Origin of the sequence: Streptosporangium sandarakinum (assembly GCF_013409935.1) — a bacterium.
GTDB classification, from domain to species: Bacteria; Actinomycetota; Actinomycetes; order Streptosporangiales; family Streptosporangiaceae; genus Streptosporangium; species Streptosporangium nondiastaticum.
The window spans coordinates 2,585,465-2,603,696 of record NZ_JACCCO010000001.1 but is presented as its reverse complement, the minus strand read 5'-3'; the positions used below and the strand labels follow the sequence as shown (position 1 = coordinate 2,603,696).

Annotated in this window: 24 protein-coding genes; all 24 read left to right on the top strand. The window is 67.0% G+C overall.

What is annotated here, in order from left to right; genetic code table 11:
• Positions 1 to 25 precede the first annotated feature (25 nt).
• The 24 genes from HDA43_RS11495 to rpsE all read left to right on the top strand — a co-directional run bounded on the left by HDA43_RS11495 (position 26) and on the right by rpsE (position 18,230).
• Entirely contained in the window at positions 26 to 3,913 is a 3,888-nt protein-coding gene (locus HDA43_RS11495; RefSeq protein ID WP_179819700.1) for a DNA-directed RNA polymerase subunit beta', read from the top strand.
• Positions 3,914 to 4,429: 516 nt separating this feature from the next.
• Positions 4,430 to 4,801, top strand: coding sequence for a 30S ribosomal protein S12 (gene rpsL / locus HDA43_RS11490; RefSeq protein ID WP_012887826.1), 372 nt, complete (start codon positions 4,430 to 4,432; stop codon positions 4,799 to 4,801).
• 2 nt (positions 4,802 to 4,803) lie between these two features.
• On the top strand, positions 4,804 to 5,274 hold the full coding sequence (rpsG, locus tag HDA43_RS11485) for a 30S ribosomal protein S7 (protein ID WP_179819699.1): 471 nt from the start codon (positions 4,804 to 4,806) through the stop codon (positions 5,272 to 5,274).
• An 87-nt stretch (positions 5,275 to 5,361) separates the two neighbouring features.
• On the top strand, positions 5,362 to 7,410 hold the full coding sequence (gene fusA / locus HDA43_RS11480) for an elongation factor G (RefSeq protein ID WP_218912117.1): 2,049 nt from the start codon (positions 5,362 to 5,364) through the stop codon (positions 7,408 to 7,410).
• 155 nt (positions 7,411 to 7,565) lie between these two features.
• On the top strand, positions 7,566 to 8,759 hold the full coding sequence (gene tuf / locus HDA43_RS11475) for an elongation factor Tu (protein ID WP_179819697.1): 1,194 nt from the start codon (positions 7,566 to 7,568) through the stop codon (positions 8,757 to 8,759).
• A gap of 317 nt (positions 8,760 to 9,076) precedes the next feature.
• Positions 9,077 to 9,385 carry a 30S ribosomal protein S10 gene (rpsJ, locus tag HDA43_RS11470; protein ID WP_012887830.1) on the top strand — a complete coding sequence of 103 codons (309 nt, stop codon included), beginning with the start codon at positions 9,077 to 9,079 and terminating at the stop codon, positions 9,383 to 9,385.
• Between the two features lie 14 nt (positions 9,386 to 9,399).
• Positions 9,400 to 10,053: a 50S ribosomal protein L3 gene (rplC, locus tag HDA43_RS11465; protein WP_179819696.1), complete on the top strand. Its 654-nt coding sequence runs from the start codon at positions 9,400 to 9,402 to the stop codon at positions 10,051 to 10,053.
• Complete coding sequence (rplD, locus tag HDA43_RS11460; protein WP_179819695.1) at positions 10,050 to 10,697, top strand: 50S ribosomal protein L4; 648 nt, start codon at positions 10,050 to 10,052, stop codon at positions 10,695 to 10,697. Before rplC ends, rplD begins: the two co-directional genes overlap by 4 nt.
• Positions 10,697 to 10,999, top strand: coding sequence for a 50S ribosomal protein L23 (gene rplW / locus HDA43_RS11455; RefSeq protein WP_179819694.1), 303 nt, complete (start codon positions 10,697 to 10,699; stop codon positions 10,997 to 10,999). Before rplD ends, rplW begins: the two co-directional genes overlap by 1 nt.
• A 92-nt stretch (positions 11,000 to 11,091) precedes the next feature.
• The gene (gene rplB / locus HDA43_RS11450; protein ID WP_179819693.1) at positions 11,092 to 11,928 is read left to right on the top strand and encodes a 50S ribosomal protein L2; all 837 of its coding nucleotides are present in this window, start codon (positions 11,092 to 11,094) and stop codon (positions 11,926 to 11,928) included.
• An 11-nt stretch (positions 11,929 to 11,939) separates the two neighbouring features.
• The gene (rpsS, locus tag HDA43_RS11445; RefSeq protein ID WP_179819692.1) at positions 11,940 to 12,218 is read left to right on the top strand and encodes a 30S ribosomal protein S19; all 279 of its coding nucleotides are present in this window, start codon (positions 11,940 to 11,942) and stop codon (positions 12,216 to 12,218) included.
• A 35-nt stretch (positions 12,219 to 12,253) separates the two neighbouring features.
• A complete protein-coding gene (rplV, locus tag HDA43_RS11440; protein WP_179819691.1) occupies positions 12,254 to 12,607 on the top strand; it encodes a 50S ribosomal protein L22 in 354 nt (117 codons plus the stop codon).
• The gene (gene rpsC / locus HDA43_RS11435; RefSeq protein ID WP_179819690.1) at positions 12,607 to 13,452 is read left to right on the top strand and encodes a 30S ribosomal protein S3; all 846 of its coding nucleotides are present in this window, start codon (positions 12,607 to 12,609) and stop codon (positions 13,450 to 13,452) included. The genes rplV and rpsC overlap by 1 nt, the downstream gene beginning before the upstream one ends.
• Before the next feature lie 2 nt (positions 13,453 to 13,454).
• Positions 13,455 to 13,874: a 50S ribosomal protein L16 gene (rplP, locus tag HDA43_RS11430; protein WP_012887838.1), complete on the top strand. Its 420-nt coding sequence runs from the start codon at positions 13,455 to 13,457 to the stop codon at positions 13,872 to 13,874.
• Positions 13,874 to 14,110: a 50S ribosomal protein L29 gene (gene rpmC, locus HDA43_RS11425; protein ID WP_068928352.1), complete on the top strand. Its 237-nt coding sequence runs from the start codon at positions 13,874 to 13,876 to the stop codon at positions 14,108 to 14,110. Before rplP ends, rpmC begins: the two co-directional genes overlap by 1 nt.
• Positions 14,103 to 14,384, top strand: a complete 282-nt coding sequence (gene rpsQ / locus HDA43_RS11420) for a 30S ribosomal protein S17 (protein WP_179819689.1) — start codon at positions 14,103 to 14,105, stop codon at positions 14,382 to 14,384. The genes rpmC and rpsQ overlap by 8 nt, the downstream gene beginning before the upstream one ends.
• Before the next feature lie 233 nt (positions 14,385 to 14,617).
• Positions 14,618 to 14,986 (top strand): 50S ribosomal protein L14, encoded by a 369-nt coding sequence (gene rplN / locus HDA43_RS11415; protein WP_179819688.1) that lies wholly within the window; start codon positions 14,618 to 14,620, stop codon positions 14,984 to 14,986.
• Positions 14,987 to 15,292 (top strand): 50S ribosomal protein L24, encoded by a 306-nt coding sequence (gene rplX, locus HDA43_RS11410; RefSeq protein WP_179819687.1) that lies wholly within the window; start codon positions 14,987 to 14,989, stop codon positions 15,290 to 15,292.
• Positions 15,292 to 15,876, top strand: coding sequence for a 50S ribosomal protein L5 (gene rplE, locus HDA43_RS11405; protein WP_179819686.1), 585 nt, complete (start codon positions 15,292 to 15,294; stop codon positions 15,874 to 15,876). The genes rplX and rplE overlap by 1 nt, the downstream gene beginning before the upstream one ends.
• 2 nt (positions 15,877 to 15,878) lie before the next feature.
• Entirely contained in the window at positions 15,879 to 16,064 is a 186-nt protein-coding gene (locus tag HDA43_RS11400) for a type Z 30S ribosomal protein S14 (RefSeq protein WP_068896544.1), read from the top strand.
• 154 nt (positions 16,065 to 16,218) lie between these two features.
• Positions 16,219 to 16,617 carry a 30S ribosomal protein S8 gene (rpsH, locus tag HDA43_RS11395; protein WP_179819685.1) on the top strand — a complete coding sequence of 133 codons (399 nt, stop codon included), beginning with the start codon at positions 16,219 to 16,221 and terminating at the stop codon, positions 16,615 to 16,617.
• Between the two features lie 17 nt (positions 16,618 to 16,634).
• Positions 16,635 to 17,177 carry a 50S ribosomal protein L6 gene (gene rplF / locus HDA43_RS11390; RefSeq protein WP_179819684.1) on the top strand — a complete coding sequence of 181 codons (543 nt, stop codon included), beginning with the start codon at positions 16,635 to 16,637 and terminating at the stop codon, positions 17,175 to 17,177.
• Between the two features lie 2 nt (positions 17,178 to 17,179).
• Positions 17,180 to 17,563 (top strand): 50S ribosomal protein L18, encoded by a 384-nt coding sequence (gene rplR / locus HDA43_RS11385; RefSeq protein ID WP_179819683.1) that lies wholly within the window; start codon positions 17,180 to 17,182, stop codon positions 17,561 to 17,563.
• 34 nt (positions 17,564 to 17,597) lie between these two features.
• Positions 17,598 to 18,230 (top strand): 30S ribosomal protein S5, encoded by a 633-nt coding sequence (rpsE, locus tag HDA43_RS11380; RefSeq protein ID WP_179819682.1) that lies wholly within the window; start codon positions 17,598 to 17,600, stop codon positions 18,228 to 18,230.
• Positions 18,231 to 18,232 lie beyond the last annotated feature (2 nt).

Here is an 18,232-nt window from a genome sequence, read left to right as displayed (position 1 = left end):
CTAGAAGCTGAGGAGGGGATTACAAATGCTGGACGTCAACTTCTTCGACGAGCTTCGGATCGGACTGGCGACGGCCGACGACATCCGTCAGTGGTCGCACGGCGAGGTGAAGAAGCCCGAGACCATCAACTACCGGACCCTCAAGCCCGAGAAGGACGGCCTCTTCTGCGAGAAGATCTTCGGTCCGACCCGGGACTGGGAGTGCTACTGCGGCAAGTACAAGCGCGTCCGCTTCAAGGGCATCATCTGTGAGCGCTGCGGCGTCGAGGTGACCCGGGCCAAGGTGCGCCGTGAGCGGATGGGCCACATCGAGCTGGCCGCGCCGGTCACGCACATCTGGTACTTCAAGGGCGTGCCGTCCCGTCTGGGATACCTGCTCGACCTGGCCCCGAAGGACCTGGAGAAGGTCATCTACTTCGCGGCCTACATGATCACGCACGTGGACAAGGAGCTGCGCGAGCGTGACCTGCCGTCGCTGGAGGCGAAGATCTCCGTCGAGCGGCAGCACATCGAGCAGCGCCGTGACGCCGACGTCGAGGCCCGTCAGAAGAAGCTCGAGAGCGACCTGACCGAGCTGGAGGCCGCCGGCGCCAAGGGCGACCAGCGCCGCAAGGTCCGCGAGGGCGCCGAGCGTGAGATGCGCCAGCTCCGCGACCGGGCCCAGCGCGAGCTGGACCGCCTGGAGGAGGTCTGGAGCCGCTTCAAGAACCTCAAGGTCCAGGACCTCGAGGGCGACGAGCTGCTCTACCGCGAGATGCGCGACCGCTTCGGCCGCTACTTCCGCGGCGGCATGGGCGCCCAGGCCATCCAGGAGCGCCTGTCCAACTTCGACCTCGACGCCGAGGCCGAGAACCTCCGCGAGACGATCCGCAGCGGCAAGGGCCAGAAGAAGGCCCGCGCCCTCAAGCGTCTCAAGGTCGTGTCCGCGTTCCTGAACACGCGCAACTCGCCCAACGGCATGGTCCTCGACTGCATCCCGGTCATCCCGCCGGACCTGCGCCCGATGGTGCAGCTCGACGGTGGCCGGTTCGCGACCTCGGACCTGAACGACCTGTACCGCCGGGTGATCAACCGGAACAACCGCCTCAAGCGTCTCCTCGACCTCGGCGCGCCCGAGATCATCGTGAACAACGAGAAGCGGATGCTCCAGGAGGCCGTCGACGCGCTGTTCGACAACGGCCGCCGCGGCCGCCCGGTCACCGGTCCCGGCAACCGCCCGCTGAAGTCCCTCAGCGACATGCTGAAGGGCAAGCAGGGCCGGTTCCGCCAGAACCTCCTGGGCAAGCGTGTCGACTACTCCGGCCGTTCGGTCATCGTCGTCGGCCCGCAGCTGAAGCTGCACCAGTGCGGTCTGCCCAAGCAGATGGCGCTGGAGCTCTTCAAGCCGTTCGTGATGAAGCGCCTGGTCGACCTGAACCACGCGCAGAACATCAAGTCGGCCAAGCGGATGGTCGAGCGGGCCCGCCCGGTCGTGTGGGACGTCCTCGAAGAGGTCATCACCGAGCACCCCGTGCTGCTCAACCGCGCGCCCACCCTGCACCGCCTGGGCATCCAGGCCTTCGAGCCGCAGCTGGTCGAGGGCAAGGCCATCCAGATCCACCCGCTCGTCTGCACCGCGTTCAACGCGGACTTCGACGGTGACCAGATGGCCGTGCACCTGCCGCTGTCGGCCGAGGCGCAGGCCGAGGCCCGCATCCTGATGTTGTCCACCAACAACATCCTGAAGCCGGCCGACGGCAAGCCGGTCACCATGCCCACCCAGGACATGGTCATCGGCCTGTACTCGCTGACCACCGAGAAGGACGAGAGCGAGAACGCGCCGGGTCAGGGCCGGATCTTCGGCTCGGTGTCGGAGGCCCTCATGGCCTTCGACCGCCGCGAGCTGGACATCCAGGCCAGGATCCAGGTCCGGGTCGACGGGGACGTCCCGCCGCCGCGCGGCTGGCAGGGCCCCGAGGGCTGGGAGCCGGGCGACCCCTACCGCCTGGAGACCACGCTCGGCCGCTGCCTGTTCAACCAGACGCTCCCGGCGAACTACCCGTACGTCAACTTCCAGGTCGGCAAGAAGCAGCTCTCGGCCATCGTCAACGAGCTGGCCGAGAAGTATCCGAAGGTGGAGGTGGCGGCCGCGCTCGACGCGCTCAAGGACGCCGGCTTCTACTGGGCGACCCGGGCCGGTGTGACGATCTCCATCGAGGACGTCATCGCGCCGCCGAACAAGGCCACGATCATGGAGACGTACGAGCGCCGGGCCGACAAGGTTCAGCGCGAGTACGAGCGCGGTCTGATCACGGACGAGGAGCGCCGCCAGGAGCTCATCGAGATCTGGACCCACGCCACCAGCGACGTGACCGACGACATGCAGCAGGCGTTCCCGAAGAGCAACCCGGTCTGGATGATGGTCCAGTCGGGTGCCCGAGGAAACCTGATGCAGGTCCGGCAGATCTCCGGCATCCGCGGTCTGGTGTCCAACACCAAGGGTGAGACGATCCCGCGTCCGATCAAGGCCTCGTTCCGCGAGGGCCTGTCGGTGCTGGAGTACTTCATCTCCACCCACGGACAGCGGAAGGGTCTGGCCGACACCGCGCTGCGTACCGCCGACTCGGGTTACCTGACCCGTCGTCTGGTGGACGTCGCGCAGGACGTCATCGTCCGCGAGATCGACTGCGGCACCGACCGCGCCGTCCCGCTGCACGTCGGTGAGCGCGACGCCCAGGGCAACCTGGTCAAGGCCGAGAACGCCGAGAGCAACGTGCACGGCCGCATCCTGGCCGAGGACGTCGAGGTGGACGGCAAGGTCATCGCGAGCGCGGGTGTCGACATCAACGACATCCACGTCACCGCGCTGGTCGAGGCCGGAGTGGAGACCGTCAGGACCCGCAGCGCCCTCGTCTGCGAGGCCAAGATCGGTGTCTGCGCCACCTGCTACGGCCGTTCGCTCGCGACCGGCAAGCTCGTGGACGTCGGCGAGGCGGTCGGCATCATCGCCGCCCAGTCGATCGGCGAGCCCGGCACCCAGCTGACGATGCGTACCTTCCACACCGGTGGTGTGGCGGGTGCGGACATCACCCACGGTCTGCCCCGTGTCCAGGAGCTCTTCGAGGCGCGCGTCCCCAAGGGCGTCGCCCCGATCAGCGAGGCCGAGGGCCGGGTCCGCATCGACGAGACCGACAAGACCCGGAAGATCGTCATCGTTCCCGACGACGGCTCCGACGAGGTCGCCTACCAGGTCTCGATGCGGTCGCGGATGCTGGTCTCGGAGGGGCAGCACGTCAAGGTGGGCCAGCAGCTGGTCGCCGGTGCGGTCAACCCCAACGAGGTGCTGCGCATCCTCGGCCCGCGGGCCGTGCAGCTGCACCTGGTGGCCGAGGTCCAGCAGGTCTACCGCTCGCAGGGTGTGTCCATCCACGACAAGCACATCGAGATCATCGTCCGGCAGATGCTCAAGCGCGTGAACGTGCTGGAGTCGGGTGACACCGACATGCTGCCCGGTGAGCTCGTCGAGCGGCCCCGCTTCGAGCGGATGAACCGCGAGTGCGTGGCGGAGCAGGGCACGCCGGCCTCCGGCCGCCCGGTTCTGATGGGCATCACCAAGGCGTCGCTGGCCACCGAGTCCTGGCTGTCGGCGGCGTCCTTCCAGGAGACGACCAGGGTGCTCACGGACGCGGCGATCCACGCCAAGTCCGACTCCCTGCTCGGCCTCAAGGAGAACGTCATCATCGGTAAGCTCATCCCGGCCGGTACCGGCATGCCGCAGTACCGCAACGTCCGGGTCGAGCCGACCGAGGAGGCCAAGGCCGCGATGTACACGGTCGGCGGCTACGACGGCTCCGCGGCGGACTACACCTTCGGCTCGGGCTCCGGCGAGGCCGTGCCGCTGGAGGAGTACGACTTCGGTCAGTACAACCGCTGAGTGTGACGCCGACGGCGCCCGTCCCCTCCGGGGGCGGGCGCCGTCCGCTTTTCCGCCGAATTCTTATTGATCTCTCTTGACCGGAATGTTGCGGTGGAGGCCGGATGTTAACGAGAAGAACGGCCGGAGAAGTCCCGCACGACCGGTAAACTCGTCATGGACCCAGCAGCGGCCGGCGGTGAGTCGGTCGCGGGAGTCATGGCACGAATACGGGTGTCCACTGAGACGGCCGGCAGGCGCAATGGTTTTGACGCGTTGCGCTTGACTGGGTAGTCTTGCCCATCGTGCCCATGTCTTCATGGGCTCTCATGCGTGCGCGTCGACAGGTTCCCACGGGGAGTCGGCAGAGGCGCCGTGTGGCCCCCTCCACCGGGCAGGTTCGGAGATGGCGCGACAAGTGCGCGACACGCCCGACCGCGTGGGTCGGAGTGGGCGGCCACTTCGCAGGTCATGACACCGGCAGTACCTGCAAAGGCAACAACATTCGAATCACCGGCAAGCACGAACGGAGACGCGGTGCCTACGATTCAGCAGCTGGTCCGCAAGGGCCGCCAGGATAAGGTCACCAAGACCAAGACCCCGGCGCTCAAGGCCAGCCCCCAGCGACGCGGCACCTGCATGCGCGTTTACACCACGACCCCCAAGAAGCCGAACTCCGCCCTCCGCAAGGTCGCGCGTGTCCGGCTCACCAACGGCATCGAGGTCACGGCCTACATTCCGGGCGTCGGCCACAACCTTCAGGAGCACTCCATCGTGCTCGTGCGTGGCGGTCGTGTGAAGGACCTGCCGGGTGTTCGCTACAAGATCATCCGCGGCTCGCTCGACACCCAGGGTGTCCGCAACCGCAAGCAGGCCCGTAGCCGTTACGGCGCGAAGAAGGAGAAGTAAGAATGCCTCGCAAGGGTTCTCCTGGTCGTCGTCAGCTCATGGCTGACCCGGTCCACAACTCGCCGCTGGTCACCGCGCTCATCAACAAGGTGCTCCTGGACGGCAAGCGCTCCATCGCGCAGTCCATCGTTTACGGCGCCCTCGAAGGTGCTCGGGAGAAGACCGGCAACGACCCGGTCGTCACCCTGAAGCGCGCGCTGGACAACGTCAAGCCCACCCTCGAGGTCCGCAGCCGCCGCGTCGGCGGTGCGACCTACCAGGTCCCGGTCGAGGTGCGCGCCGCGCGCAGCACCACCCTGGCCCTGCGTTGGCTGGTGCAGTACTCCCGCGCCCGCCGCGAGAAGACCATGACCGAGCGCCTCATGAACGAGCTGCTCGACGCCAGCAATGGCCTCGGCGCCAGCGTCAAGAAGCGCGAGGACACCCACAAGATGGCCGAGTCCAACAAGGCCTTCGCCCACTACCGCTGGTAACAGCGGGTTCGACGAGACGACGAGGACGCGAGAGAAGTGGCCACCACGACCGCTCTTGACCTGGCCAAGGTCCGAAACATCGGCATCATGGCCCACATCGACGCGGGCAAGACCACCACGACCGAGCGCATCCTGTTCTACACCGGCATCAACTACAAGCTCGGTGAGGTCCACGAGGGCGCAGCCACGATGGACTGGATGGAGCAGGAGCAGGAGCGTGGTATCACCATCACCTCCGCTGCTACGACCTGCGAGTGGCTCGGTCACACGATCAACATCATCGACACGCCGGGCCACGTCGACTTCACCATCGAGGTGGAGCGCTCGCTCCGCGTCCTCGACGGCGCCGTCGCCGTGTTCGACGGTGTGGCGGGTGTCGAGCCGCAGTCCGAGACGGTCTGGCGCCAGGCCGACGGTTACGGCGTGCCCCGTATCTGCTTCGTCAACAAGATGGACCGCGTCGGCGCGGAGTTCCACCGCTGCGTCGACATGATGGTCAGCCGGCTGAACGCCACTCCGGCGGTCCTCCAGCTTCCCTGGGGCGTCGAGGCCGACTTCAAGGGCGTCATCGACCTGGTGAAGATGAAGGGCCTGCTCTGGAGCGCCGAGGCGGCCAAGGGCGAGATGTACGAGGTCGTCGACATCCCGGCCGAGTACGCCGACGCCGCCCGTGAGTGGCGCGACAAGCTCGTCGAGACCGTCGCCGAGAACGACGACGAGCTGATGGAGCTCTTCCTGGAGGGCACCGAGCCCACCGAGGAGCAGCTGGTCGCGGCCATCCGCCGCGCGACGCTGGCCAGCGCCATCAACCCGGTCCTGACCGGCACCGCGTTCAAGAACAAGGGCGTCCAGCCCCTGCTCGACGCGATCGTCGCCTACCTCCCGGCGCCGACCGACATCCCGGCCTTCAAGGGCCACGCGGTCGGCAACGAGGAGGAGACCGTCGAGCGTCACGCGGACGTGAGCGAGCCGTTCGCCGCGCTGGCCTTCAAGATCATGAGCGACCCGCACCTCGGCCGTCTCACCTACATCCGCATCTACTCGGGCACCCTCGAGTCCGGCTCCGGGGTCATCAACTCCGTGAAGGGCCGCAAGGAGCGGATCGGCAAGATCTACCAGATGCACGCGAACAAGCGCGAGGAGCGCCCGTCCGCGCACGCCGGTCAGATCGTCGCCGTGATGGGCCTGAAGGACACCACCACCGGTGACACCCTGTGCGACCCGGCCCACCAGGTCGTCCTGGAGTCGATGACGTTCCCGGCCCCGGTCATCAACGTCGCGATCGAGCCCAAGACCAAGGGCGACCAGGAGAAGCTCAGCACCGCGATCCAGCGGCTGGCCGAGGAGGACCCGTCCTTCCAGGTCCGCCGTGACGAGGAGACCGGCCAGACGGTCATCTGGGGTATGGGCGAGCTCCACCTGGAGATCCTCGTCGACCGGATGCGCCGCGAGTTCAAGGTCGAGGCGAACGTCGGCCGGCCGCAGGTCGCCTACCGGGAGACCATCCGCCGCAAGGTGGAGAAGGTCGACTACACCCACAAGAAGCAGACCGGTGGTTCCGGCCAGTTCGCCCGGGTCATCATCGACCTCGAGCCGCTCGGCGAAGGCAACGACGGTTACGAGTTCGCGAACAAGGTCTCCGGTGGCCGCATCCCGCGGGAGTACATCCCGTCGGTGGACGCGGGCGCCCAGGAGGCCGCCGAGTTCGGTGTTCTCGCCGGCTACCCCATGGTCGGGGTGAAGGTCACCCTGCAGGACGGCGCCTTCCACGAGGTCGACTCGTCCGAAATGGCCTTCAAGATCGCTGGATCGATGGCCTTCAAGGAGGCCGCGCGCAAGGCGGACGCCGTGATCCTGGAGCCGGTGATGGCCGTCGAGGTCACCACCCCCGAGGACTACATGGGCGACGTCATCGGCGACCTCAACGGCCGCCGCGGGCAGATCCGGGCGATGGACGAGCGCGCCGGCGCGCGTATCGTCCAGGCGCTCGTGCCGCTCTCTGAGATGTTCGGCTACGTGGGTGACCTTCGTAGCAAGACGCAGGGGCGCGCCAGCTTCAGCATGTTGTTCGACTCCTACGCGGAAGTGCCTGCGCACATCGCCAAGGAGATCGTCGCGAAGGTGCGGGGCGAGTAAGTCCGGCATCCGTTCCGGTGGCGGAGGCGATCTGATCGCCTCCCTGCCGGGGGTGCGGGGAGCGAATACTCGCCGGTCGGTCCCGCGAGGGACCGACCTCCCCAAGCCCGAGTGAAAAGACGCAAGTCAAGTCAGAATCTCTAAGGAGACAGACAGTGGCCAAGGCCAAGTTCGAGCGGACCAAGCCGCACGTAAACATCGGCACCATTGGGCACATCGACCACGGCAAGACCACTCTGACCGCGGCGATCACCAAGGTGCTCCACGAGCGTTTCCCTGAGCTCAACGAGGCGACCCCGTTCGACAAGATCGACAAGGCGCCCGAGGAGAAGGCCCGCGGCATCACGATCTCCATCGCGCACGTCGAGTACCAGACCGAGAAGCGCCACTACGCTCACGTGGACTGCCCCGGTCACGCCGACTACGTGAAGAACATGATCACCGGTGCGGCCCAGATGGACGGCGCGATCCTCGTGGTCGCCGCCACCGACGGCCCGATGCCGCAGACGAAGGAGCACGTCCTCCTGGCCCGCCAGGTCGGCGTCCCCTACATCGTCGTGGCCCTCAACAAGGCCGACATGGTCGACGACGAGGAGATCCTGGAGCTCGTCGAGCTCGAGGTCCGTGAGCTTCTCTCGGCCCAGGAGTTCCCCGGCGACGACCTGCCGGTCGTCCGCGTCTCCGCTCTCAAGGCCCTTGAGGGTGACGAGAAGTGGGGCGACAGCATCATCGAGCTCATGACCGCCGTGGACGAGAACGTCCCCGAGCCGACCCGTGAGACCGAGAAGCCGTTCCTCATGCCGATCGAGGACGTGTTCTCGATCACCGGTCGCGGCACCGTCGTCACCGGCCGTATCGAGCGCGGCATCGTCAAGGTCAACGAGACCGTCGACATCGTCGGCATCAAGGACACCAAGACCACGACCACGGTCACCGGTGTCGAGATGTTCCGCAAGCTCCTCGACGAGGGCCAGGCCGGTGACAACGTCGGTCTGCTCCTCCGCGGCATCAAGCGCGAGGACGTCGAGCGCGGCCAGTGTGTCATCAAGCCGGGCACCACGACTCCGCACACGGAGTTCGAGGGCCAGGTCTACATCCTCTCGAAGGACGAGGGTGGCCGCCACACGCCGTTCTTCAACAACTACCGTCCGCAGTTCTACTTCCGTACGACTGACGTGACCGGCGTTGTGAACCTGCCGGAGGGCACCGAGATGGTCATGCCCGGTGACAACACCGAGATGACCGTCCAGCTCATCCAGCCGATCGCGATGGAGGAGGGCCTCAAGTTCGCGATCCGCGAGGGTGGCCGCACCGTCGGCGCCGGCCGTGTGACGAAGATCATCAAGTAGTACGATCGCGGAGTGGCGGTCGGCCCTCGACTCAGGGGGCCGGCCGCCGCACCACGAGGTGGCCGTGCCGTACGGCGCGCGCCGCCGGGCGGGACCCACGAACCGTGATCTCGCAGTTGGTTCGGCCGAAGTGACCGAAGTAACTGCCAGATCACGGAAGAAAGCGCAGACCGTAAGCGTCTGCTACGTGGGGCACGGACGAGGACGCCACGCCGGAGACGGCGCGGGCCGCCAGGCCCGGCGGACTCGGCCATCACATAGCGGCCACAGGCCGCACGCAACTTTTTCAGACGACAGCGAAGGACACCGAGGCCATTATGGCGGGACAGAAGATCCGCATCCGGCTCAAGGCCTATGACCACGAGGTCATCGACAGCTCGGCCAAGAAGATCGTCGAGACGGTGACGCGGACTGGCGCTAAGGTCGCGGGCCCGGTTCCGCTGCCGACCGAGAAGAACGTGTACTGCGTCATCCGCTCGCCGCACAAGTACAAGGACAGCCGCGAGCACTTCGAGATGCGCACGCACAAGCGGCTCATTGACATCATCGACCCGACGCCGAAGACGGTCGACTCGCTCATGCGACTCGACCTTCCCGCCGGCGTTGACATCTCGATCAAGCTCTGAGGGAACGCACTGACATGGCTAAGCAGATCAAGGGCGTCCTGGGCAAGAAGCTCGGCATGACCCAGGTCTTCGACGCGGACAACCGGATGGTCCCGGTGACCGTCGTCGAGGCCGGTCCGTGCGTGGTGACCCGCGTCCGCACCGCCGAGAAGGACGGCTACTCCGCCATCCAGCTCGGCTTCGGGCAGGTCGACCCCCGGAAGGTCAACAAGCCGCTCGGCGACTACCTCCGCAAGCACGACATCACCCCGCGCCGTTACTTCGCGGAGATCCGTACCGACGACGCGAGCGACTACACCCTCGGCCAGGAGCTTCTGGCCGACACCTTCGAGGCCGGCCAGTTCGTTGACGTGACGGGCAAGAGCAAGGGCAAGGGCTTCGCCGGTGTCATGAAGCGGCACGGCTTCGGGGGTCTGGGCGCTTCGCACGGTACCCAGCGCAAGCACCGCTCGCCGGGTTCCATCGGTGGCTGCGCCACCCCGGGCCGCGTCTTCAAGGGCCTGCGCATGGCCGGTCGGATGGGCAACGTCCGCACCACCATCCAGAGCCTCAAGGTCCACGCTGTGGACGCCGAGAAGAATCTCATCCTGATCAAGGGTGCGATCCCCGGCGCCAACGGCAGCCTGGTCCTCGTCCGCACCTCTGCCAAGAAGGGGGCTGCCAAGTGAGCACCATTGACGTCCTCGACGTGCGCGGGGCCAAGGCGGGCACCGTCGACCTGCCCGAAGACATCTTCGGCGCCAAGGTCAACATTCCTCTGATCCACCAGGTCGTCGTGGCCCAGCTCGCCGCTCGCCGGCAGGGCACCCACAAGGCCAAGACCCGCGGTGAGGTCAGCGGCGGCGGCAAGAAGCCGTACCGCCAGAAGGGCACCGGCCGCGCCCGCCAGGGCTCGACCCGCGCCCCGCAGTTCGCCGGCGGTGGCACCGTCCACGGCCCGGTCCCGCGGGACTACAGCCAGAAGACGCCCAAGAAGATGAAGGCCGCCGCGCTGCGCGGCGCCCTCTCCGACCGGGCCGGCGGCGGCCGCGTTCATGTGGTCAGCGGCCTGGTCGAGGGCGAGACCCCGAAGACCAAGGCGGCTCTGGAGTCGCTGCGGAAGATCACGCAGGCTCGCAGCGTCCTCGTCGTCGTCGACGAGGGTGACGAGCTCACCTGGCTCAGCCTGCGTAACGCTCCCGAGGTCCACCTGCTGGACGCGGGACAGCTGAACACCTACGACGTGCTCTGCTACGACGACGTCGTTTTCACCCAGGCGGCGTACGACCAGGTCGTGGCGCGTCTGGGCAAGAGCGGGAAGGAAGACGCCTGATGGAGAAGATCGCCGACCCGCGCGACATCATCATCAAGCCGGTTGTCTCCGAGAAGAGCTACGGCCTGATCGACGAGCACAACAAGTACACGTTCCTGGTGCGGAAGACGGCCAACAAGACGCAGGTCAAGATCGCCATTGAGCAGATCTTCGGCGTCAAGGTGGCCAGCGTCAACACCATCAACCGCCAGGGCAAGCGCAAGCGGACCAAGTTCGGCTTCGGCCAGCGTCCCAGCACCAAGCGCGCGATCGTGAGCCTGGTCGAAGGCGACCGGATCGACATCTTCGGTCAGGTCGGCTGACCCGCTCGCACGTAAGTACCCGGCCGGAGCGCCCCCCGTCCCACGACGGGGGGCATTCGGCCGGATCAACCGACAAAGGATGAACGAAAAAGATGGGCATCCGTAAGCTCAAGCCGACGACCCCGGGTCGCCGCGGCGCCAGCGTCTCGGACTTCGCCGAGATCACGCGCAGCACGCCCGAGAAGTCGCTGCTGGCGCCCCTGCACAGCAAGGGCGGCCGCAACGTCCACGGCAGGGTCACCACCCGTCACCAGGGCGGCGGCCACAAGCGCGCCTACCGGATCATCGACTTCCGGCGCCACGACAAGGACGGGATCCCGGCCAAGGTCGCTCACATCGAGTACGACCCGAACCGCACCTCCCGCATCGCACTGCTGCACTACGCCGACGGGGAGAAGCGCTACATCCTCTGCCCGACCGGTCTCAAGCAGGGCGACCTGATCGAGAACGGCCCCACGGCCGACATCAAGCCGGGTAACTGCCTCCCGCTGCGCAACATCCCGACCGGTACCTTCATCCACGCGGTGGAGCTCCGTCCGGGTGGTGGCGCCAAGCTGGGCCGGTCCGCCGGTGCGCAGATCCAGCTTCTCGCCAAGGAGGGCCAGTACGCCACGCTGCGCATGCCCTCCGGCGAAATGCGCCAGGTCGACGTCCGCTGCCGGGCCTCCATCGGCCAGGTCGGCAACGCCGAGCAGGGCAACATCAACTGGGGTAAGGCCGGCCGTATGCGGTGGAAGGGCAAGCGCCCCACCGTTCGCGGTGTCGCGATGAACCCGGTCGACCACCCGCACGGTGGTGGTGAGGGTAAGACCTCCGGCGGCCGTCACCCGGTGAACCCCAAGGGCAAGCCCGAGGGTCGTACTCGTGCGGCGAACAAGGCCAGCGACCGGCTGATCATCCGCCGTAGGACCAAGCGGAAGAAGCGGTAGGAGCAGCCAAAATGCCACGTAGCCTTAAGAAGGGTCCCTTCGTGGACGACCACCTTCAGAAGAAGGTGGACTCGCAGAACGAGAAGGGCACCAAGAACGTCATCAAGACGTGGTCGCGGCGCTCCATGATCGTGCCCGACATGCTCGGTCACACGATCGCCGTCCACGACGGCCGCAAGCATGTCCCGGTGTTCGTCACCGAGTCGATGATCGGTCACAAGCTCGGCGAGTTCGCCCCCACGCGGACGTTCCGCAGCCACGTCAAGGAAGACCGCCGCAGCCGGCGGTAAGCGCCTCAGCGAAGCAGAAGTAAGAGGAGTAAGCGATGGAAGCCAGGGCTCAGGTGCGGTTCGCGCGCCACACGCCCATGAAGGCCCGCCGTGTGGTGGACCTCATTCGCGGGCTGCCCGCTTCGGAGGCGCAGGCCGTGCTGCAGTTCGCTCCCCAGGCGGCGAGCGAGACCGTGTACAAGGTGCTGTCGAGCGCCATTGCGAACGCGGAGCACAACTTCAAGCTCGACCGCGACACGCTCTTCGTGAGCCGTGCGTGGGTCGACGAGGGCCCGACCCTGAAGCGGTTCCGTCCCCGCGCCCAGGGTCGTGCCTATCGGATCAACAAGCGGACGAGCCACATCACCGTGATCGTGGAGTCCCGCGAGCCGAAGGGGAGGACCCGCTAGTGGGTCAGAAGGTAAACCCGCACGGGTTCCGCCTCGGCATCACGACCGACTTCAAGAGCCGGTGGTATGCCGACAAGCTCTACAAGTCGTACGTCGCCGAGGACGTGGCGATCCGCCGCATGCTCAAGAAGGGCATGGAGCGGGCCGGCATCTCCAAGGTGGAGATCGAGCGGACCACCGACCGGGTACAGGTCGACATCCACACCGCCCGTCCGGGCATCGTCATCGGCCGCCGCGGCGCCGAGGCCGACCGGATCCGCGGTGACCTCGAGAAGCTGACCAAGAAGCAGGTCCAGCTGAACATCCTCGAGGTCAAGAACCCCGAGATCGACGCCCAGCTCGTCGCGCAGGGTGTGGCCGAGCAGCTGTCCAGCCGTGTCTCGTTCCGGCGGGCCATGCGCAAGGCGATGCAGTCGGCGATGAAGAGCGGCGCCAAGGGCATCCGGGTGCAGTGCTCCGGCCGTCTGGGCGGCGCCGAGATGTCGCGTTCGGAGTTCTACCGCGAGGGCCGCGTGCCCCTGCACACGCTCCGCGCCGACATCGACTACGGCCTCTACGAGGCCCGCACCACCTTCGGCCGCATCGGCGTGAAGGTGTGGATCTACAAGGGTGAGGCCCCGACCAGCCGCGCCGAGCGCGAGGCGGCCGCCGCCGGCGCCCGCGCCGGTCAGCGTCGCGACCGCGACGACCGTCGTGGCGGCGCCGACCGTCCTCGTCGTGGCGCCGGCGACCGTCCGCGCCGCGGTGGCGCCGGTCGCGGTGACCGCGCCCCCAGGAACGAGGCGGCCTCGCAGGCTGCCCCCGAGACCGGCCCGGCTACGCAGCCGGGTGCTGAAGGGAGCTGACCATGCTGATCCCTCGCAGGGTCAAGCACCGCAAGCAGCACCGGCCTGACCGTCACGGCGCCGCCAAGGGTGGCACCAGGGTCGTGTTCGGCGAGTTCGGCATCCAGGCGCTTGAGCACTCCTACGTGACCAACCGCCAGATCGAGTCGGCTCGTATCGCGATGACCCGGCACATCAAGCGTGGCGGCAAGGTCTGGATCAACATCTACCCGGACCGTCCGCTGACCAAGAAGCCGGCCGAGACCCGCATGGGTTCCGGTAAGGGTTCGCCGGAGTGGTGGATCGCCAACGTCAAGCCCGGGCGCGTCATGTTCGAGCTGTCGGGCGTCGCCGAGCCGGTGGCTCGTGAGGCTCTGCGTCGTGCGATGCACAAGCTCCCGATGAAGTGCCGGTTCGTCAAGCGTGAAGTGGGTGAGGCGTGATGGCTAAGGGCCTGACCGCCGGTGAGCTGCGGGCGGAGGACCAGGACACCCTGGTCCAGAAGCTGAAGGAAGCCAAGGAGGAGCTGTTCAACCTCCGCTTCCAGGCCGCGACCGGCCAGTTGGAGAGCCATGGGCGGCTGCGCGCCGTCCGCCGCGAGATCGCCCGTATCTACACCGTGATGCGTGAGCGGGAGCTCGGCATCGTTACGGTTGAGAAGGAGTCGATCGATGGCTGAGACCGCTGAGAGCACGACCCAGGCGCGGAACTACCGCAAGACCCGTGAGGGCCTGGTCGTCAGCGACAAGATGGACAAGACCGTCGTGGTCGCCGTTGAGGACCGCGTCAAGCACCCGCTGTACGGCAAGGTCATCCGCCGGACGACCAAGTACAAGGCGCACGACGAGGCCAACGCCTGCGGCGTCGGCGACCGCGTTCTTCTGATGGAGACCCGGCCGCTGTCGGCCAGCAAGCGCTGGCGGGTCGTCGAGATCCTCGAGAAGGCCAAGTAAAGAACGCGCGCCCCGTGGGGAGTGATCCGTTCACTCCCCACGGTGGTGTCCAAGGGGGCGAAGAAGACCTTCGCCCCGCCTGCGGCGGCGGCCCGCAGGCGGCAGAACCCCGTCGCACCGCGTAGGCTGCGACGGGCGGACCCGCCCGCAGGGCTGTCCCGGGGGAAAAAGACCCAGCAGGTTCCGCAAGGCTCACCCGAGGGTGAGAACCGGCGAGACAAACAGGAGTACAAGTGATCCAGCAGGAGTCGCGGCTCAAGGTCGCCGACAACACGGGTGCCAAGGAGATCCTTTGCATCCGGGTGCTCGGTGGCTCAGGCCGGCGCTACGCGGGAATCGGCGACATCATCGTCGCCACGGTCAAGGACGCCATTCCGGGCGGCACCGTGAAGAAGGGCGACGTCGTCAAGGCGGTCGTCGTCCGCACTGTCAAGGAGCGCCGCCGGCCCGACGGCTCCTACATCCGCTTCGACGAGAACGCCGCCGTCATCATCAAGGACAGCGGTGACCCTCGTGGCACGCGTATCTTCGGTCCGGTCGGACGCGAGCTGCGTGACAAGAAGTTCATGCGCATCATCTCGCTCGCGCCGGAGGTGTTGTAAATGCCGAAGCTTCACGTGAAGAAGGGTGACCTGGTTCAGGTCATCGCCGGCAAGGACAAGGGTGCCAAGGGCCGGGTGATCGCCGCCTTCCCGCGCGAGGAGCGCGTGGTGGTCGAGGGCGTCAACCTGATCAAGAAGCACTCCAAGGAGACCCACCAGGGCCCGCGCGGCGCCAAGACCGGCGGTGTGCAGACCATGGAGGCTCCCATCCACGTGAGCAACGTCAAGAAGCTCAAGGATGACGAGAAGCCTGCCAAGAAGGAGTCGGCCAAGTCCGCCTCCGACGAGTCGGGTGAGGACAACTGATGACCGCTGAGACCACCGAGACCGTCCAGGCCGCGCGGCCCGCCCCGCGCCTCAAGCAGCGCTACCGCGAGGAGATCATCGCGAAGCTGCGCGAGGAGTTCGGGATCGAGAACATCATGCTGGTGCCCACGATCACCAAGATCAAGGTGAACATGGGCGTCGGCGAGGCCGCTCGCGACTCGAAGCTCATCGAAGGCGCCGTCCGCGACCTCACCGCGATCACCGGTCAGAAGCCGGCCGTCGTCCGGGCCCGCAAGTCCATCGCCCAGTTCAAGCTGCGTGAGGGCATGCCGATCGGCGCCCACGTCACGCTGCGCGGCGACCGGATGTGGGAGTTCCTGGACCGGCTGCTGTCGCTGGCGCTGCCGCGTATCCGCGACTTCCGCGGTCTGTCGCCCAAGCAGTTCGACGGCAACGGCAACTACACCTTCGGCCTCACCGAGCAGGTCATGTTCCACGAGGTCGACCAGGACAAGATCGACCGCCAGCGGGGCATGGACATCACGGTCGTGACCACCGCTAAGACCGACGACCAGGGCCGGGCGCTGCTCAAGCACCTCGGATTCCCCTTCAAGGAGGCCTGATCATGGCGAAGACGTCGCTCAAGGTCAAGGCTGCTCGCAAGGCCAAGTTCGAGGTCCGGGCGTACACTCGGTGCTCGCGCTGTGGTCGCCCGCGCGCCGTTTTCCGGAAGTTCGGCCTGTGCCGCATCTGCTTCCGCGAGATGGCGCACCGGGGCGAGCTGCCCGGCATCACCAAGTCGAGCTGGTAGCCGTCCGCGCGGCCGTACGGGTCCCATCGGGGCACGTGGAGCCGCGCGGCGCCACCGGCCACACCAGTAAGTCCATTCACCGGGCGCCGTTCCAGGCGCCCATGACCGCACCGCAGGTCCCCTGGGGAAACCGCGGTGAGGAAGGCCACCGGCCATGACGATGACCGACCCGATCGCAGACATGCTCACGCGTCTGCGAAACGCGAACTCGGCGTACCACGACACCGTGGCGATGCCGTACTCGAAGATCAAGGCGCACATCGCCGAGATCCTCCAGCAGGAGGGTTACATCCAGTCCTGGAGCGTCGAAGACGCCAAGGTTGGAAAGAACCTCGTGGTGGAGCTCAAGTTCGGGCAGAACCGTGAGCGTTCGCTCTCTGGCCTGCGCCGGGTCTCCAAGCCCGGCCTGCGGGTCTATGCGAAGAAGGACAACCTGCCTCGGGTTCTGGGCGGGCTGGGCGTCGCGATCATTTCGACGTCCGGCGGTCTGATGACCGACAAGCAGGCCAGCAAGCGTGGAGTGGGCGGGGAAGTCCTCGCCTTCGTTTGGTAGAAGGGAGAAGTCACAGCATGTCGCGAATCGGACGGCTGCCCATCCCTGTACCGAACGGCGTGGACATCGCCATCGATGGCCGGAATGTTACGGTCAAGGGCCCCAAGGGCACGCTTTCACACACGGTCGCTGAGCCGATCGAGGTCGCCAAGGGTGAGGACGGCAATGTGACCGTCACGCGCCCCAGCGACGAGAACAAGATCCGTGCGCTGCACGGCCTGTCCCGCACGCTGATCGCCAACATGGTGACCGGTGTGACCCAGGGATACTCCAAGACCCTGGAGATCGTGGGCGTCGGTTACCGCGTCCAGGCCAAGGGCCCGACCCAGCTTGAGTTCTCGCTCGGCTTCAGCCACCCGGTGATCATCGACGCGCCGGAGGGCATCTCCTTCCGCGTCGAGAAGCCGACGCTGTTCCACGTGGACGGCATCGACAAGCAGAAGGTCGGCGAGATCGCCGCGAACATCCGCAAGCTGCGCAAGCCCGACCCGTACAAGGGCAAGGGTGTGCGCTACCAGGGCGAGGTTGTCCGCCGCAAGGTCGGAAAGGCTGGTAAGTAGGCATGGCTGGCAAGACTGCGTTCGGCAAGCACACGGCCGCCCGCGCCGTCTCGCGGGCCCGCCGCCACGGCCGAGTCCGCAAGAAGGTCGTCGGTACGGCCGAGCGTCCCCGCCTGGTCGTCAACCGCTCCACGCGGCACCTGTTCGTCCAGATCGTCGACGACGCTCAGGGCCACACGCTGGTGAGCGCCTCCACCATGGACGCCTCCCTGCGTTCGGCCGCCGGCGCCAAGACCGACAAGGCCAAGCAGGTCGGCGAGCTTCTCGCTCAGCGGGCCAAGGCCGCCGGGATCACCGCCGTCGTGTTCGACCGCGGTGGCAACCGCTACGCGGGTCGCATCGCGGCCCTCGCGGACAGCGCCCGCGAAGGCGGGCTGGAGTTCTGATGGCCCGTCTTACGAATGAGAAGAGGAACCACTAATGGCTGGAGCACCGCGTCGCGGTGGTGCCGCCGGTGGCGAGCGGCGTGATGGTCGTCGTGACGACCGCCGCGGTGGCAACGCTGACAAGGGCGTCTCGTACATCGAGCGCGTCGTGAAGATCAACCGAGTGGCCAAGGTCGTGAAGGGTGGTCGACGCTTCAGCTTCACCGCCCTCGTCGTCGTCGGCGACGGCAACGGTCTGGTCGGCGTCGGCTACGGCAAGGCCAAGGAGGTGCCCGCGGCCATCGCCAAGGGCGTCGAGGAGGCCAAGAAGCACTTCTTCCGCGTGCCCCGCATCCAGGGCACCATCCCGCACATCGTGCAGGGTGAGGAGGCGGCCGGTGTCGTCTTCCTCCGCCCGGCCTCGCCCGGTACCGGCGTCATCGCCGGTGGCCCGGTGCGCGCCGTGCTGGAGTGCGCCGGCATCCACGACGTGCTGTCCAAGTCTCTGGGCTCGGACAACCCGATCAACATCGTGCACGCCACCGTGGCGGCTCTGAAGGGCCTCAGCAGGCCCGAGGAGATCGCCGCCCGCCGTGGCCTGCCGATCGAGGACGTCGCGCCCAAGGCCATGCTCAAGGCTCGTGCCGAGGGCATCGCCGAGGCCGCGGCGGCTAAGGCGGTGAGCTAGGC

Bases quoted from the DNA above. Each gene is read 5' to 3' on its own strand.
- HDA43_RS11495 (WP_179819700.1), top strand. From the start codon at position 26: ATGCTGGACGTCAACTTCTTCGACGAGCTTCGGATCGGACTGGCGACG.
- rpsG (WP_179819699.1), top strand. From the start codon at position 4,804: ATGCCTCGCAAGGGTTCTCCTGGTCGTCGTCAGCTCATGGCTGACCCG.
- fusA (WP_218912117.1), top strand. From the start codon at position 5,362: ATGGCCCACATCGACGCGGGCAAGACCACCACGACCGAGCGCATCCTG.
- rpsJ (WP_012887830.1), top strand. From the start codon at position 9,077: ATGGCGGGACAGAAGATCCGCATCCGGCTCAAGGCCTATGACCACGAG.
- rplC (WP_179819696.1), top strand. From the start codon at position 9,400: ATGGCTAAGCAGATCAAGGGCGTCCTGGGCAAGAAGCTCGGCATGACC.
- rplW (WP_179819694.1), top strand. From the start codon at position 10,697: ATGGAGAAGATCGCCGACCCGCGCGACATCATCATCAAGCCGGTTGTC.
- rplB (WP_179819693.1), top strand. From the start codon at position 11,092: ATGGGCATCCGTAAGCTCAAGCCGACGACCCCGGGTCGCCGCGGCGCC.
- rpsS (WP_179819692.1), top strand. From the start codon at position 11,940: ATGCCACGTAGCCTTAAGAAGGGTCCCTTCGTGGACGACCACCTTCAG.
- rplV (WP_179819691.1), top strand. From the start codon at position 12,254: ATGGAAGCCAGGGCTCAGGTGCGGTTCGCGCGCCACACGCCCATGAAG.
- rplP (WP_012887838.1), top strand. From the start codon at position 13,455: ATGCTGATCCCTCGCAGGGTCAAGCACCGCAAGCAGCACCGGCCTGAC.
- rpmC (WP_068928352.1), top strand. From the start codon at position 13,874: ATGGCTAAGGGCCTGACCGCCGGTGAGCTGCGGGCGGAGGACCAGGAC.
- rpsQ (WP_179819689.1), top strand. From the start codon at position 14,103: ATGGCTGAGACCGCTGAGAGCACGACCCAGGCGCGGAACTACCGCAAG.
- rplX (WP_179819687.1), top strand. From the start codon at position 14,987: ATGCCGAAGCTTCACGTGAAGAAGGGTGACCTGGTTCAGGTCATCGCC.
- rplE (WP_179819686.1), top strand. From the start codon at position 15,292: ATGACCGCTGAGACCACCGAGACCGTCCAGGCCGCGCGGCCCGCCCCG.
- HDA43_RS11400 (WP_068896544.1), top strand. From the start codon at position 15,879: ATGGCGAAGACGTCGCTCAAGGTCAAGGCTGCTCGCAAGGCCAAGTTC.
- rpsH (WP_179819685.1), top strand. From the start codon at position 16,219: ATGACGATGACCGACCCGATCGCAGACATGCTCACGCGTCTGCGAAAC.
- rplF (WP_179819684.1), top strand. From the start codon at position 16,635: ATGTCGCGAATCGGACGGCTGCCCATCCCTGTACCGAACGGCGTGGAC.
- rplR (WP_179819683.1), top strand. From the start codon at position 17,180: ATGGCTGGCAAGACTGCGTTCGGCAAGCACACGGCCGCCCGCGCCGTC.
- rpsE (WP_179819682.1), top strand. From the start codon at position 17,598: ATGGCTGGAGCACCGCGTCGCGGTGGTGCCGCCGGTGGCGAGCGGCGT.